This is a genomic window from Acidobacteriota bacterium (assembly GCA_003225175.1).
Taxonomy (GTDB): Bacteria; Acidobacteriota; Terriglobia; order Terriglobales; family Acidobacteriaceae; genus Gp1-AA112.
Map to the genome: position 1 here is coordinate 155,753 of QIBA01000036.1, position 16,166 is coordinate 171,918.

General features: G+C 56.3%; 13 protein-coding genes and 1 tRNA gene. 1 reads left to right on the top strand and 13 read right to left on the bottom strand.

Going from position 1 to position 16,166, the window contains the following annotated elements; translation table 11 throughout:
- Positions 1–2: 2 nt before the first annotated feature.
- The 3 genes from DMG62_07225 to rpoB all read right to left on the bottom strand — a co-directional run bounded on the left by DMG62_07225 (position 3) and on the right by rpoB (position 10,685).
- The gene (locus DMG62_07225; protein ID PYY23760.1) at positions 3–1,691 is read right to left on the bottom strand and encodes a 30S ribosomal protein S1; all 1,689 of its coding nucleotides are present in this window, start codon (positions 1,689–1,691) and stop codon (positions 3–5) included.
- A gap of 199 nt (positions 1,692–1,890) precedes the next feature.
- Positions 1,891–6,081, bottom strand: coding sequence for a DNA-directed RNA polymerase subunit beta' (gene rpoC / locus DMG62_07230; GenBank protein PYY23783.1), 4,191 nt, complete (start codon positions 6,079–6,081; stop codon positions 1,891–1,893).
- Positions 6,082–6,215: 134 nt separating this feature from the next.
- A complete protein-coding gene (rpoB, locus tag DMG62_07235) occupies positions 6,216–10,685 on the bottom strand; it encodes a DNA-directed RNA polymerase subunit beta (GenBank protein PYY23761.1) in 4,470 nt (1,489 codons plus the stop codon).
- A 205-nt stretch (positions 10,686–10,890) separates the two neighbouring features.
- On the opposite strand from rpoB, the gene DMG62_07240 reads away from it, so the two are divergent.
- Positions 10,891–11,169 carry a hypothetical protein gene (locus DMG62_07240; protein ID PYY23762.1) on the top strand — a complete coding sequence of 93 codons (279 nt, stop codon included), beginning with the start codon at positions 10,891–10,893 and terminating at the stop codon, positions 11,167–11,169.
- A gap of 189 nt (positions 11,170–11,358) precedes the next feature.
- On the opposite strand, the gene DMG62_07245 is transcribed toward DMG62_07240, so the two are convergent.
- The 10 genes from DMG62_07245 to tuf form a co-directional block, all read right to left on the bottom strand.
- Complete coding sequence (locus DMG62_07245) at positions 11,359–11,745, bottom strand: 50S ribosomal protein L7/L12 (GenBank protein ID PYY23763.1); 387 nt, start codon at positions 11,743–11,745, stop codon at positions 11,359–11,361.
- 286 nt (positions 11,746–12,031) lie between these two features.
- Positions 12,032–12,562 carry a 50S ribosomal protein L10 gene (gene rplJ, locus DMG62_07250; protein ID PYY23764.1) on the bottom strand — a complete coding sequence of 177 codons (531 nt, stop codon included), beginning with the start codon at positions 12,560–12,562 and terminating at the stop codon, positions 12,032–12,034.
- A 111-nt stretch (positions 12,563–12,673) separates the two neighbouring features.
- Complete coding sequence (locus DMG62_07255) at positions 12,674–13,381, bottom strand: 50S ribosomal protein L1 (protein PYY23765.1); 708 nt, start codon at positions 13,379–13,381, stop codon at positions 12,674–12,676.
- An 84-nt stretch (positions 13,382–13,465) separates the two neighbouring features.
- Entirely contained in the window at positions 13,466–13,903 is a 438-nt protein-coding gene (gene rplK / locus DMG62_07260; GenBank protein ID PYY23766.1) for a 50S ribosomal protein L11, read from the bottom strand.
- Between the two features lie 160 nt (positions 13,904–14,063).
- The gene (locus DMG62_07265; GenBank protein PYY23784.1) at positions 14,064–14,684 is read right to left on the bottom strand and encodes a transcription termination/antitermination factor NusG; all 621 of its coding nucleotides are present in this window, start codon (positions 14,682–14,684) and stop codon (positions 14,064–14,066) included.
- Between the two features lie 73 nt (positions 14,685–14,757).
- Positions 14,758–15,006 (bottom strand): preprotein translocase subunit SecE, encoded by a 249-nt coding sequence (locus DMG62_07270; protein ID PYY23767.1) that lies wholly within the window; start codon positions 15,004–15,006, stop codon positions 14,758–14,760.
- Positions 15,007–15,068: 62 nt separating this feature from the next.
- Positions 15,069–15,144: transfer RNA gene (locus tag DMG62_07275), tRNA-Trp, on the bottom strand.
- Positions 15,145–15,236: 92 nt separating this feature from the next.
- Positions 15,237–15,386, bottom strand: a complete 150-nt coding sequence (gene rpmG / locus DMG62_07280) for a 50S ribosomal protein L33 (protein ID PYY23768.1) — start codon at positions 15,384–15,386, stop codon at positions 15,237–15,239.
- 5 nt (positions 15,387–15,391) lie between these two features.
- Positions 15,392–15,724 carry a hypothetical protein gene (locus DMG62_07285; GenBank protein ID PYY23769.1) on the bottom strand — a complete coding sequence of 111 codons (333 nt, stop codon included), beginning with the start codon at positions 15,722–15,724 and terminating at the stop codon, positions 15,392–15,394.
- Positions 15,725–15,737: 13 nt separating this feature from the next.
- The coding region (gene tuf, locus DMG62_07290) for an elongation factor Tu (GenBank protein ID PYY23785.1) at positions 15,738–16,166 on the bottom strand (429 nt) is incomplete at its 5' end.

The window sequence follows — 16,166 nt, forward strand, 5'->3', positions numbered from 1 at the left end:
CGCTACGCGAGTTCTACCGCAATCTGCTTCGCATCTGAATCTATCTTTGTTATCCGGAAGCTGCGGATTTGACCTGCAGCGAGAGCCTCTGATTGTTGGCTCCTGGTCCCGCTTGTCCCTACTCCTTTCCAACGCGCGCTCAACATGGAGGTGAGCGCCGACAGGTTAGCGCCGGTTACTGCCTGCGTTTCCTGTATTTGCCCTGTGATTGAAGGGGCTGCGCAAGTCGCGAGAACGCCTTCCCCCAACTCCACCCGCGCTTCTTTGCCCGACGCTTCAATTACGCGGCCCGTAACAGCGTCTCCCTCCTTGTGCTCCGCGATGTACTCATCCAGGCTGCTTGGCACGAGTTGCTTCATGCTCAGGCGAAGCTGGCGTTTCTCCTTGTCGAGAGCGAGCACCTGCGCCTTCACAACTTGCCCGACCTTCAGGATGTCGCGCGGATGATTGATACGCTTCTCGGCGCTGATCTCGCTGACGTGAATCATTCCTTCGAGGCCCTCTGCAACCTGGACGAATGCTCCAAAGTTCATGATGCTGGTGACTGGCCCCTCAACAGCCGTTCCCGGAATGAACTTCTGCGCAGCCTCTTCCCAGGGGTCTCCGAGAGCTTGTTTTAGACCGAGCGAGATTCGTCGTTCTGCCGGGTTGAGGCCGAGGATTACCGCCTCAACGCTATCGCCCGGCTTCACTACATCGCTTGCCTTCCTGACCTTCTTTCCCCACGACATCTCAGAGATGTGAATCAATCCTTCCACGCCGGGCTCGAGTTCCACGAATGCTCCGAAGTCCATCACACGCGTAACGACGCCTCGCACGCGCTCGCCAACTTTGTATTTGCCGGGTACAGACTCCCATGGATGCGGCTGGAGTTGCTTTATGCTGAGCGAAATGCGCCGCGGCCCAGGATCGATTTTTATGATCTTGGCTTCGACTTGCTGGCCAACTGACAACACATCAGCGGGCTTGTTCATGCGGCTCCAGGAGATTTCCCCTACGTGCAGCAGACCATCGACTCCGTCGAGATCGATGAAGGCCCCGTAATCGGCGAGGCTACGTACCTCTCCGTGCACGATGTCACCTTCGTGCATTTCGGAGTAACGCCGCTCTCGGACGATGCGCTCCTCGTCTTCGGCGACTGCACGACGGTCGACGACAACATCCTCTTCGGCAACATCGAGCTTGATGATCTTGCAGCGAATTTCCTGCTCGACCAGCTTCTCCATCTCAGCTGCATCGCGAACTCCGCTGCGCGAAGCCGGCATGAAAGCGCGCACTCCGATATCGACGCTCAAACCGCCTTTTATGAGACCAGTAACCGTTCCCGAAATGGTGGCCTTCTCGAGGAAGGCCTTTTCGAGTGAGGCCCAGTCAGTTGGCTGAATCACTTTGAACAGCGAGAGTTGGTAGTAGCCTTCTGGATCGCGTGCTTTGACGGTGACGTGGAGTTTGTCGCCGGGTTTTACGGCCTTGCCGGTCTTCTGAAGATCAGTCAGAGACAGGATGCCTTCGGTCTTGAAGCCTATGTCGAAGAATACGGATTCTGGTGAAACAGCGACGACTGTGCCTTCCACCTGGTTGCCGGATTCACGTTTGCGCTGGTGGCTTCGCTCGTATTGCGAGAGCAATCCATCGAAGGATTCGTTCGCATCGGAATTGAATTGGGATTCGGGAATGCTGGGATTGGACATGACTGATTTGAAAATTTGCCTGCCATTAAAGCTTACACCGACGCAATGGCGAACGCCGCTAGCTTACACGCACGCACAACCAGCATGGGTATAGAGCCAGCATGCTGCGTCTCCACTATGTGCCGCGCCAAAAAGAAAAGCCGGGCAGGAATGCCCGGCTTCCATGTTTCGTCATTAGCCAGCAGCAAGCAGCCAGCGGCTACTCTGCAGCCAGTTCTTCCGTTTCACCTTCCTGGCGCATGATCTCCAATGCGCGCTCGGCTTCGGCGTAGGCTTGCGAGACTTCCTCTTGTACCTTGGCAGCGGCCTGCTCGAGTTCTGGCGAGAGGCGCACGTTGCGGTAGTACTCCATGCCGGTACCGGCTGGAATGAGGCGTCCCACGATGACGTTCTCCTTGAGTCCGCGCAGGTGATCAACCGCGCCCTGAATGGACGCTTCGGTGAGCACGCGCGTGGTCTCCTGGAACGAAGCCGCCGAGATGAACGACTCCGTCGAGAGCGAAGCCTTGGTGATGCCGAGCAGCAGCGGGCGTCCCGTTGCCGGGCGGCCGCCGTTGGCGATTACGCGCTCGTTCTCTTCCCGGAAGCGGAATTTGTCGGTCTGCTGTTCGAGCAGAAACGACGTGTCTCCCACATCCTCGACTTTCACCCAGCGCATCATCTGGCGAACAATTGTCTCGATGTGCTTGTCAGAGATGTTCACGCCCTGCAGCCGATAGACCTCCTGGATCTCGTTCACCAGGTAGCCCTGCAATTCCTTCTCGCCGAGCACCGCGAGGATATCGTGCGGGTTGAGCGGACCGTCCATGAGCGGTTCGCCCGCCTTCATGCGTTCGCCTTCCTGCACGTTGATGTGGACACCACGCGGAACCGAGTATTCTTTTTCGGTTCCGTTGTCCGCAGTGACATAGATCTTGCGCTGTCCTTTGGCCACTTCGCCGAACTTCACCACGCCATCAATTTCGCTGATAATGGCGGTTTCGCGCGGCTTGCGGGCCTCGAAGAGTTCGACCACACGCGGCAGACCGCCGGTGATGTCCTTGGTCTTCGTAGTTTCACGCGGGATCTTGGCCAGCACGTCGCCCGGATAGACCTCATCGCCGTCCTGCACCATAAGGTGCGCGCGGCTTGGCATGAGGTAACGCCGAGTGTTCTTGCCTCCCTTGATCACGATCGCCGGCTGACGCTTCTCGTCCGGCGACTCGCCCACAACGTGACGCGAGAGTCCGGTGACCTCGTCCACTTCTTCGTGCAGCGTGACCCCTTCCTGCAAGTCCTTGAACTGCACCGTGCCGCCGATTTCTGTGAGGATCGCGAAGGTGTATGGATCCCATTCGACCAGCACCTGACCGAGCTGTACATGATCGCCATCGCCGACTTTGAGCTTCGCGCCGTACACGACCGAGTACCGCTCTTTTTCGCGGCCACGCTCGTCAACGATCGCGATGGATCCAGCTCGGTTCATGACCACCAGGTCTCCGGACTTCGACTTCACAGTCTGGAGGTTGATGAAGCGCACCGAACCGTTGTTTTTGGCTTCGAGTCGTGACTGCTCCGAGACTCGCGATGCCGTACCGCCGATGTGGAAGGTACGCATCGTGAGCTGCGTTCCCGGCTCCCCGATCGACTGCGCAGCGATCACGCCCACTGCCTCGCCAAGCTCGACCATGCGGCCGGAGGCAAGGTTACGTCCGTAGCACATGATGCAGACTCCGCGCTTCGATTCGCAGGTGAGCACAGAGCGAATCTTGACTCGCTCGATGCCTGCAGCCTGAATCGCAATCGCAAGATCTTCCGTGATCTCACCGTTTACGTCGACGATCACGTTTCCTTCGTAGTCCTTGATCTTCTCGAGTGACACGCGGCCAACGATGCGGTCGCGTAAGGGCTCGATGATCTCGCCTGATTCCACAATGGAACCGACGTAGATGCCGTCGAGCGTTCCGCAATCCTGCTCGGAGACAATCACGTCCTGCGCCACGTCGACCAGACGACGCGTGAGGTAGCCCGAGTCGGCGGTCTTGAGCGCCGTATCGGCCAGACCCTTACGCGCACCGTGCGTAGAGATGAAGTACTGCAGCACGTTCAGACCTTCGCGGAAGTTGGCGGTAATTGGCGTCTCGATGATCTCGCCCGAGGGCTTGGCCATCAGTCCGCGCATACCGGAGAGCTGACGAATCTGCTGCTTCGATCCGCGAGCGCCGGAGTCGGCCATAACGTAGATCGGATTGATCGCGCCAGCCTTGTCCTGCTCCTTGAGTACGTCGAACATCTCGTCGGCAACTTTTTCCGTAATGCCCGACCAGATTTCGATGACCTTGTTATAGCGCTCGCCATTGGTGATAGCTCCGTCCAGGTACTGCTGCTGAACGTCGATCACGCGCTTCTCGGCGTCTTTGACGAGCGTGTACTTGTCATCGGGAATGACCATGTCATCGATGCCGATCGACAATCCAGCGCGCGTGGCGTAGTTGAAGCCAAGCTGCTTGATACCGTCGAGCATCTTGACCGTCGTCTCGAGACCGAAGCGCAAGTACGCGTAATTGACAAGCTGTCCGACTCCCTTCTTCTTCAGCAGCCCGTTAATGAAAGGCATGCCTTTGGGAAGTGAATCGTTGAGAATTACCCGTCCGACCGTCGTGTTCAGGTACTGGCGTTCGTAGTTTGCTGGTTCGGTGTGGAGGATGTCCTGATCGTCGTAGGCATTGGTAAGGTCGATGACCTCGCCGGTGTAGCGCAAACGGATTGGGCTCAGCGTCTCCACTTGCTGGGCCTCAAGCGCAAGCAACACGTCTTCGACAGTTGCGAACGCGCGGCCTTCGCCCTTCGCTCCTGGTCTGCCTTTGGTCAGGTAGTAGAGACCGAGCACCATGTCCTGAGTGGGAACGGTGATCGGCTGTCCTGACGCAGGCGACAGAATGTTGTGCGACGCCAGCATCAACACACTGGCTTCTACCTGGGCTTCTGGAGAGAGCGGAATGTGAACCGCCATCTGATCTCCGTCAAAATCAGCGTTAAACGCCGTGCACACCAGCGGGTGAATCTTGATGGCTTTTCCTTCCACCAACACTGGCTCAAAGGCCTGAATACCAAGACGGTGGAGCGTTGGTGCGCGGTTCAAGAGTACCGGGTGATCTTTAATCACTTCTTCGAGGATGTCCCATACCGCCGGCTCCTGCTGCTCGACCATTTCTTTTGCTTGCTTGATGGTCGTGCACTGTCCGGTTTGCTCCAGACGGTGATAGATGAATGGCTTGAACAGCTCGAGAGCCATCTTCTTCGGCAGGCCGCACTGATGGAGTTTCAATTCGGGACCAACCACGATTACCGAACGTCCCGAGTAATCCACGCGCTTTCCGAGCAGGTTCTGGCGGAAGCGTCCCTGCTTTCCCTTCAGCGTGTCTGAAAGCGACTTCAGTGGGCGATTGTTAGCTCCGCGCAGCACGCGGCCCCGACGGCCGTTGTCGAATAGCGCATCCACCGCTTCTTGGAGCATGCGCTTTTCGTTGCGCACAATCACTTCGGGAGCGTGGAGATCCATCAGCTTCTTCAGACGGTTGTTGCGGTTGATCACGCGACGATACAGATCGTTCAGATCGGAGGTCGCAAAGCGTCCGCCGTCCAGCGGCACCAGAGGACGCAGCTCCGGTGGAATGACCGGGATCACGTCGAGGATCATCCATTGAGGCTTGTTGCCCGATTTACGGAAAGCCTCGACCACCTTCAACCGCTTTGCATACTTGAGTCGCTTCTGAAGAGAAGTCTCGTGCTTCATCTTCTCGCGCAGTTCGGTCGAGAGTTCCTCGATCTCCACACGCTTGAGTAGCTCTTTAATCGCTTCAGCGCCCATCATTGCCTTGAAGCCGGTAGCGCGGAACTGCTGATCGAGTTCGCGGAACTTGGTCTCTTCCTTGATGACCTCGGCTTCCTTTACGGGAGCATCGCCGGGATCGAGCACTACATAGGACTCGAAGTAGAGGACCGACTCGAGTTCACGCAGCGAGATATCTAGCAGGTGGCCGATACGCGAAGGTAGTCCCTTAAAGAACCAAACATGCGAGCAGGGCGACGCAAGCTCGATGTGGCCGAGACGCTCGCGACGGACTTTGGAGAGTGTAACTTCAACGCCGCACTTGTCGCAGATGACTCCGCGGTGCTTCATGCGCTTGTACTTGCCGCAGAGACACTCCCAATCGGTTACGGGGCCGAAGATGCGGGCGCAGAAGAGTCCATCGCGCTCCGGCTTGAAGGTGCGGTAGTTAATGGTTTCCGGTTTGGTGACCTCGCCATGCGACCAGCTCCGGATTCGCTCTGGCGACGCCAGGGAGATCCGGATGCTGTCGAAGTCAGTGATGTTATTGCCGAGATCGAACGGGCTCGAACGGTACAAAGTGTCCTCCGTTTCGTTATGCCATTCCCAATTCAGAATGACAGAAGAACCGAGTTGTGGCACGCCAGAGCATGCCGTATGTATTTCCTAAAACTGCATTCCCGAGCGCCGGGCGAGGGCGCCCGGGCGCTCCGTTAATCTGCTGCCGCCGCTAATGCCGGACGCTCTTTCGCCTTGATCAGCTCCACGTCCAGGCACAGCGACTGCAATTCGCGAATCAAAACGTTGAACGACTCAGGCACGCCGGGTTCGATCGCGGCCTCGCCCTTGACTATGGCCTCGTAAATCTTCGTTCGGCCATAGACGTCGTCGGACTTCGCCGTGAGCAATTCCTGCAAGATGTAAGCCGCGCCATAGGCTTCGAGCGCCCAGACTTCCATTTCTCCAAAGCGCTGTCCGCCGAACTGCGCCTTACCACCAAGTGGTTGTTGCGTAATCAGCGAGTACGGACCGATCGAGCGCGCGTGAATCTTGTCGTCGACCAGGTGCGACAGTTTGAGCATGTAAATGTAGCCAACTGTTACCGGCTGCTCGAACTTGTCACCTGTCATGCCGTCGAACAATTCGGTCTTGCCGGAGGTCGGCAGGCCAGACTGATCGAGCAACGACTTGATTTCCTTTTCCGTAGCGCCGTCGAATACCGGCGTTCCGAAAAACACGCCCTTTTTCATCCCTTCAGCCACCGAGACCAGGGTTTCATCGTCGATGTCAGCGATCGACTTCAGGTACGGAGTGTCCTTGAAGATCTGCCGCAATTCGCGACGCAGCGTTTCTTCGCGCGAGTTTTCCGTGAGCAGCTTGGAGATGCGCTTGCCCAAGTCGTGTCCGGCCCAGCCGAGGTGCGTCTCCAGAATCTGACCAACGTTCATACGGGAAGGCACACCGAGCGGATTGAGAACGATCTCAACCGGCGTTCCATCCTGCAGATAGGGCATATCTTCTTCCGGCAGAATTCGCGCGATGACGCCCTTGTTGCCGTGACGTCCGGCCATCTTGTCGCCGACCGAGAGCTTGCGCTTCATGGCGATGTAAACCTTCACCAGCTTGATCACGCCCGGTGGAAGTTCGTCGCCCTTCTGTAGCTTTGAGATCTTCTCGTTGACGATCTTGCGCAGAACATCGATCTGGCGCGAGGTCATCTCTTCGATCTCGTCGATCTGTTCGTTTACACGCGGATCCTTGTTGTCGTACTTGATCCGCTTTAAGTTGCGCGTGGAAATACGCTCAATGGTTTCGCGGTCGAGGATCGCACCCTTGGTCAGGAGGCGCTTGTTCGTGCGCTCGTCGTGCAGGTCGGCCTGCACTTCTTTGCTGCCAAGAATGTTGTCGAGACGCTTGAGGCGCTCATCGGTGAGAATTCGGATCTCGTCCGCGAGATTCTTCTCCAGCTTCTCAATTTGCGTGGCTTCGATTGCCTTCGCGCGTTCGTCCTTCTCCTGTCCCTTGCGGGAGAAGATTTTCACGTCGACAACCGTGCCTTCGATTCCCGGCGGGCAGGTAAGCGAAGCATCGCGAACGTCTCCGGCCTTTTCGCCGAAGATCGCGCGCAACAGTTTCTCTTCCGGCGTCAGCTGAGTCTCACCCTTGGGAGTGACCTTGCCCACGAGAATGTCCCCGGCGTGCACCGATGCGCCGATGCGGATCACTCCGCTCTCGTCGAGATCGCGCAGCGCCGACTCCGAGACGTTCGGAATGTCGCGCGTGATTTCTTCGGGACCGAGCTTTGTGTCGCGGGCTTCGATCTCGAACTCCTCGATGTGCACCGACGTGTAATAGTCGTCTCGCACGAGCTTCTCGGAGACCAGAATCGCGTCTTCGAAGTTGTAACCGCGCCATGGCATGAAGGCGACCAGGACGTTTCGTCCGAGCGCCAGCTCGCCCATGTCGGTGCAAGGACCGTCGGCGATCACTTGTCCCTTCACCACACGATCGCCTTTACCAACGATCGGCTTCTGGGAAATGCAAGTATTCTGGTTTGAACGCTTGAATTTGATGAGCTGATAAATGTCGCTTCCAACTTCACGCGACAACTGCGTGGGATGATGCTCACCCTCGACGCGCACGATGATGCGCTCGGAGTCGACCGAATCCACAATGCCGTTACGGCGGGCAAGTACCACGGCTCCAGAATCACGAGCCGTGACGCCTTCCATTCCAGTTCCGACGATCGGCGCTTCAGCGCGAAGCAGCGGCACAGACTGGCGTTGCATGTTCGCACCCATCAGCGCCCGGTTCGCGTCATCGTGCTCGAGGAATGGAACCAGCGAGGCAGCCACCGATACAAGCTGCTTCGGACTCACGTCGATGTAATCAACCTCATCGCGTGGAACCAGCACGAAGTTGCCGGCTTTACGGGCGTTGACCAGCTCGTTTACGAGCCGGCCCTTGTCGTCGAGTTCGACGTTGGCCTGCGCGATGACGTGACGGTCCTCTTCCCAGGCTGACAGATAGAAGGAGAACGGCTCGTTATCCGCTGGCTTTTTTCTCTTCGCCTTCAACTCCTCGTTGACCTTCTCCAGCTCATGCAGCTCAACGTGATCGCCTACTCTATATTCGCTGTCCCCGCTATTCACAACCTGAACGAAGTCCTGAACGCGCGCGGTCCTCACGCGACGGTAGGGCGATTCGATGAAGCCATAGTCGTTAATGCGCGCGTAGCAGGAAAGTGAAGAGATTAGGCCGATGTTCGGACCTTCCGGCGTCTCGATCGGGCAGATGCGTCCGTAGTGCGTGGGGTGAACGTCGCGAACCTCGAAGCCGGCACGTTCACGCGACAAGCCACCCGGCCCAAGCGCCGAGAGACGCCGCTTGTGCGTGATCTCGGAGAGCGGGTTGGTTTGATCCATGAACTGAGAGAGCTGCGACGATCCGAAGAACTCGCGAATTGCAGCCATTACCGGCTTCGCATTCACCAGGTCGTGCGGCATGGCCGTCGACATCTCCTGGTAGACACTCATCTTTTCCTTAATCGCGCGCTCCATTCGAACCAGACCAATTCGGAACTGGTTCTCCATCAATTCGCCAACCGCCCGAACCCGGCGATTGCCGAGGTGATCGATGTCATCCACCAAACCGATGCTCTTTCGCAGCTTCAGCAGGTAGCGAATCGTCGCGTAGAAGTCCTCAGGCTCAAGTGTGCGGTGATCGAGCGAAGTCTGATCGTTCTTCTCGTACAGCTTGATGTTGAATTTCAAACGGCCCACGCGCGAGAAGTCGTACTTGCGGGCGTCGAAGAACATTCCATGGAAGAGCGAGGTTGCCGTGTCGAGCGTCGGCGGATCGCCGGGCCGCAGTTTGCGGTAGATCTCGATCAGCGCTTCCTGAGGTGTCTTCACGGAATCGCGGCGGAGTGTGTTTGAAATTACATTGCCCACGTCATCGCGCTCGGGGAAGAATAGATGCAGCTCGGTGATGCCGGCATCGATCATCTTCGAAAGCTTGTCGGCAGTCAGCTCAGTATTGGCTTCGAGCAGAATTTCGCCACTGCTGGTGTCCACCACGTCGGCAGCGGTGAACGCGCCTTCGAGATCTGTGTTGTCGATCTCGATCTCGGTGATCTTCGCCTTCTGAATTTCCTTCAGAACCGAGGAAGAAATCTTGCGTCCGGAGTGAGCGACTTCTTCTCCGCCCTTGGTCTTGATGCTGTGGGCAAGCTTGAGGCCGAGCAGATTCGTCGGACGCTCAATGTTCGGCTCCAGTGTCCAGTAAATCTTCTTGTCGCGGACTGCGATCTTGTCGACGGTGTAGAACGTGCGAAGGATGTCCTCATCCGAACGTAGACCAAGGGCGCGCAGGAAGATCGTGCCCAGGAACTTGCGTTTCCGGTCAATGCGCACGTAGAGCGTGTTCTTCTGGTCGTACTCGAATTCAACCCACGAACCGCGATATGGAATGATCTTTCCCAGGAAGTAAGTGCGGTTGTTGGCGGTCTCGAAGAAGACGCCGGGTGAACGATGCAACTGGCTGACGATTACGCGCTCAGTGCCGTTGATGATGAACGTGCCATTCTGGGTCATCAGCGGAATGTCACCGAAGAAGACTTCCTGCTCTTTGATATCGCGAATGCTCTTAGCCCCGGTCTCAGCATCCTTATCGAAAATCGTGAGGCGAATGGTGACTTTGAGAGGAGCAGAGTACGTCATGCCGCGCTCCTCGCACTCGTTTACGTCGTACTTGAGCTGCAGGCCGACCGGGTCGCCGCACTTGTTGCAAAAATCGGGAGTGTTGGCGTTGTAGGTGCCGCACTTTCCGCAAAGAACCTCGCCGGGATGAAAAGGGTCGGTAATAACCGTGGCTCCGCAATTGCGGCAGGTGGTGCGAAGGTGGTGGAGACCTTTGAGGTGTCCGCACTTGCACTCCCAGTTGCCAATAGCGTAGTCAACGAATTCAAGCTGCGATACGTTGCGAAAGTCCGTGATCGGGAATACGGACTGGAAGACGGACTGAAGTCCGCTGTCGTCGCGCTCGCTCGGCAGCTTGTCCATTTGCAGAAAGCGGTCATAGGAGCGCTTCTGAACTTCGATCAGATTTGGAATCTGAATCGTTGCTGGAATTTTGCTGAAGTCAAGACGAGTGCGACGGGCAGGGTGGTTATTATTCGGCATGTGACTCCTAGATCTGCTGTTGAATGATCTGCGTTTCCGCAGTCACTCGGCTGGCACTACGCGATTGCCGCGAGCGTCAGCTCACCTTGAATGTTCGTATCAGTCGCCGGGGCGGGAATCGACGCAGGCAAATCTGCTTGCGTCAGATGCATCGAATTTCTTTACTCTCTCTGCCGGCCCGCCCCTCAACGCCGGCGAGAAAAAAATGATTTTGAAAACCGGGGGAATTGAGCTATATAGGAGCGGAGCAGCACAACAGACAGAAAAGCGCCTACGCAAGAGCAGGGCTCTGCGCAGGCGCCATGGCAGCGCAAAAAAGATTGTGTTTTGTCAGTTTCCCGCGCCAGTTCTTAAGGCCTGTGTGAAGTTCGCCGCCCGCGAACTCTATCCCAATGAGGAACGTGAGACAGCGGACCCTATGCCCGGGCTGCTCACTCCTCTGATCAAATCCGAATTCCGCCTCGAATCAATACATTATAGCTGACACTACCCACTGCTTGGCAAGTGTGGGCATAAACGTGCTTAAGTTGTGATAGAAATCGAGGGGAAACGCGGCGAAGGCGGAACTTTCATCGCCTTCGCCCAATGAGTCTAGCAATACTGATGCTCCAGCCTGCACCTTCGATTCAAGGCGCCTCTGGGACATCAGTTTTGCGACGATCCGGTGCGATTCCTACTTAACTTCAACTGTAGCGCCAGCTTCCGTGAACTTCTTTTTGATGTTCTCGGCTTCTTCCTTGTTGACGCCTTCCTTAATGGGCTTCGGGGCGCCGTCAACCAGGTCCTTCGCCTCTTTCAGGCCCAGGCTGGTGACTTCGCGTACAGCCTTGATCACATTGATTTTATTGGCGCCAACACCGGTGAGAACGACGGTGAATTCTGTCTTCTCTTCGGGAGCCGCCGCAGCCGCGGCCGCTCCGGCACCGCCACCGGCTACCATAACTGGAGCAGCAGCCGCGGCCGATACGCCGAGGCGAGCTTCCAGTTTTTTAACGAGCGCCGCCGCATCGAGCAGCGACAACCCAACAATCTGATCTTCCAATGCTTGAATATCCGCCATTTTCAATCTCCTCGAATTCCTAAAACTGTCCTTAAATCGGATGATCGGGTCATCGGGTGATCGGGCGAAGCGACACCGCTCCGAGCACCGCGCGACTAGTCTCCCGTTACTGCTGCTCGTCGGCTCTCGCCGAGGAGTTGCCAACCGCATTCAGGTTTCCGGTATGCCCCAGACTGAGCATTCCTGAATCCGATGGCGAAATTCTCATTTCTGCACGAAAGGCAATGGCCGGCGAAGCTACTTCAGCCGATCACCGACGGCCCGATCGCCCGATTGCGGGAAACCGTTATTCGGCAAACTTGTTTTCCATCACGCCCTGATTCACGACGACAGCCAGATCGCGACCAACGGCACTCAATGTCGTGACCAGACGCTGAGCTGGAGCGCTGATGAGGAAGAGCAGCTTTGAGTAAAGCTCCTCTTTGCCCGGCATGCTTGCGAGCGCTTTGACCTCGTTGATCGAGATCACTTTGCCTTCAATGACGCCCAGCTTAAAGCTGAACTCCGGATTGTCGCTCACATACTTCGTGAGGGCCTTGGCCAAGGCCACCGGATCACCCCTCGTGTAGGCGATCGATGTAACACCCTTCACGCTCTTGAGGGCCTCTTCAACGGCAGTGCCTTGCGCAGCGCGACGTGCCAACGTGTTCTTCACGACGTGGTACCTGCCGCCGGCGATGCGCACAGTCTTACGCAGCTCGAAATCCTGCGCCACGGTGAGCTTTCCAAAGGTACCGACAATCATGCTGTTGACCTGCTTCAGGTCGGCAGCCAGCTTCTCAACTTGTTCTGACTTCTTCGCTCTTGTAACAGCCATCGTTCAAATCCTTAAGTCCCCCAATCGAACTCGATGATGGGGTGATTTTGCGATTGGTCGATTTGGTGATTTTCCATCGCAAAATCGCGAAATCACCAAATCACAAAATTCTTATGCCTTTGCGGCAGCCTCAAGGGGAGCGGAATCAATCGAGATTCCAGGGCCCATGGTTGAGGACAGCGTCACGCCTTTGATGTACTTCCCTTTCGCCGCAGCCGGTTTTGCACGAATCACACTCGATATCACTGTGCTGGCGTTTTCGATCAGCTTCTTTGGTTCAAAGCTGATCTTTCCCACCGGAACGTGAATCAGCGCAGTCTTATCCGTGCGAAACTCGACTTTACCAGCCTTGATTTCCTTTACGGCAGCAGCAACATCGAACGTGACGGTTCCCGTTTTGGGATTAGGCATCAGGCCACGCGGGCCGAGCACTTTTCCCAGGCGTCCGACGGACTTCATCGTGTCCGGAGTCGCGATCACCGCGTCGAAGTCAGTCCAGTTCTCTTTCTGGATCTTCTCGACCATATCTTCGCCGCCGACAATGTCCGCACCTGCGGCTTCGGCCTCGCGCTGCTTTTCGCCAGTAGCAATGACCAGCACCTTCTTCGACTTGCCGAGTCCGTGAGGGAGCACGACGGTTCCACGGACCATCTGATCCGCGTGCTTGGGATCGACGCCCAGACGGAGAGTCACTTCGACAGTCTCGTCGAACTTCGCGAATTTAACCTTTTGGAGGAGAGGCACTGCTTCGTCGAGCTTGTAAGGACGGGACTCGACGGCCGCGCGGGCCTTAGTGATGTTCTTTCCTGCTTTTCTCATTTGTCCTGTCTCCCACCGCACATGCGCTGTTCTGCATGACCGTAGTGTTTGCGACGAGTAGCCGCGTGCGCAGCTACCAAGCTTCTATGCTACCACTTCTATGCCCATGGAACGGGCGGTGCCCTTAATGGTCTTGATTGCCGAGTCAAGACTTGCGGCGTTTAGATCGGGCATCTTCTGCTTGGCGATATCGGAAACTTGCTTCTCGGTGACCTTGCCAACCTTGTCTTTATTCGGAGAGCCCGACCCCTTCGCCACGGCCGCGGCTCGCTTCAGCAGCACCGAAGCTGGCGGTGTCTTCGTGATAAACGTAAATGAGCGGTCCGTGTAAACCGTTATGACTACGGGGATGATCAGACCTTCCTGGTCCTTGCCGCTGGTCTTTGCATTGAACTGCTTGCAGAACTCCATAATGTTGATCTGCGCCTGACCGAGCGCCGGGCCTACGGGCGGAGCCGGAGTAGCCTTGCCCGCGGCAATCTGGAGTTTTACTTGTGTTTGTACTTTTTTCGGCGGTGCCATTGTTCAATTTCTCGCTTCTTCGGATTTCTCGTTATGCAACTCTTCCGGATTTCGAACTAATTCTCGTATATCGCGGGATTGCGTGATCGCGTCATTGAATGAGTAAAAGCGTTAAGCTTCTTACTTCACCCGAGCACCCGATGGCCCGATCACCCGATTGCTACGCCACTTTCTCTACCTGTCCAAACTCCAGTTCTACTGGTGTAGCACGGCCGAAGATTGTGACCATGATCTTCAGCGTCTCGCGATCCTCATTCACCTCATCCACGACACCATTGAAGTTCGCAAATGGACCATCGGTAATACGAACTGATTCGTTCTTCTCGAATTTGACCTTTAGCCTGGGTTTGTCTTTTCCGATATTTACTCGATAGACGATCTGGTTAACTTCTTCTTCGGAGAGCGGTGTCGGATCGTTCGCTGTTCCAACAAATCCTGTAACTTTCGGAGTGGACTTCACGACTTGCCAAACGTGATCACCCTCGCCACCCGTGCCACCAGCTCTGAATCCCGTGAGGTCCATCTCAACCAGCACATAGCCGGGATAGAACATGCGTTCACTGGTGTACTTCTTCCCGTTTCGGACTTCCGTGACAGCCTCAGTAGGGATCAGCACGCGGCCAATCTTCTCTTGCAATCCAAACGCCTGAATGCGCGATTCGAGCGACTCTTTCACTTTGCGCTCAAAGCCGGAATAGGCGTGGATGATGTACCACTTCATGTTGGGATTGCGGGGCTGTTCAGACGCCTGCACGCCCTCAGCGGGTGGTGGCGCTTGCATCGTTGCGTCGCTCTTGGTTTCTTCTGCCATCATAATTCCAGCCGATCCTCCGGCCCGCACCTCTACGTTATTCCTAGCGGACGAGCTTCAACAGGTGGCTCAGCCCGAACTCGATCACCTTATCGACCACTTCAAAATAAGCGGCAAAGACGAAGACAGTAATAATGACCACTGTGGTCGTCGCCTGAACTTCCTTGCGTCCGGGGTAGTTGACCTTCTTCATCTCGGCGCGGACGTCGTCGAGGAACTCTTTGGTGCGATCAGGCCAGGCCTTTAGCCGCTGGCCAAGATTGTCGTCGTCCGCCACCGTTGTGGCTTTCACTCGCTTAATTTCCGTACTACCCACGTGATACCTGCTTCCTTCTTCGCGCTACAACAAATCTCTGGCAGGGGCGGAGGGATTCGAACCCCCAAGTCCGGTTTTGGAGACCGGCAGTTTAACCGTTGAGCTTACGCCCCTACAAAACCGGCTCTCGGCTTTCAGCTCTCGGCTGTCCGGCGTAACACCATTCTGTCACATTGGCCGAATACTGAGCGCCGACTGCCGAATGCCTACTTCGTCTCTTTATGCGACGTGTGCTTGCGGCAGAACTTGCAGAACTTGTTCATCTCGATGCGACCCGTTGTCGTCTTCTTGTTTTTGGTTGTCGAATAGTTACGGTTCTTACAATCACTGCACTGCAGAGTAATGATTTCTCTCATGATCCTTATTTCACATTCTCCAACTCTTGCGGAGTTGGCATTAATTCCTGCACATCAAATCCGCGGGACGAGAAGATCAGCGCAAACAACATCTTGAGCCGCCGCGAATCCTCAATGCGTCGGCCATCTTCGAAAACCAGCTTCCGGACCTCCTCACCCTGATCGGTCCGGAGGGCAAATAGAGCTAATTCGGCCTGATCTTCCTTCCGCGACTCCCAACCAACAAACCTCGCCAGGTATTCGTCGGTGCCACAGGCGACCTTCATGTCATACAAATTTGTCTGCAGCCTCGAAAGATCGAACGCCGAGAAGTTCTGTTGCTTGAGAACTCTTGCCACAATTTCCTCCCGACTAAGCCAGGATTTCGCTAATCGTTCCCGCGCCTACCGTGCGTCCACCTTCGCGGATGGCGAAGCGCAACCCCTTTTCCATAGCTACTGGCGTAATCAGCTCGATGGTCAGCGCTACGTTGTCTCCAGGCATGACCATTTCTGTGCCGGCCGGCAGCTCGGCGACTCCCGTCACGTCCGTCGTTCGGAAGTAGAACTGCGGACGATAGCCTTTGAAGAACGGCGTATGACGTCCACCTTCTTCCTTCGTCAGCACATAGATCTCGGCCTTAAACTTGGTATGCGGCGTAATCGATCCTGTCTTGGCCAGCACCATGCCGCGCTCCACGTCTTCCTTCGCGATACCGCGCAGCAGCAGTCCAGCGTTGTCTCCAGCCAGACCTTCATCCAGCTGCTTCTTGAACATCTCGACGCCGGTTACCACCGTCTT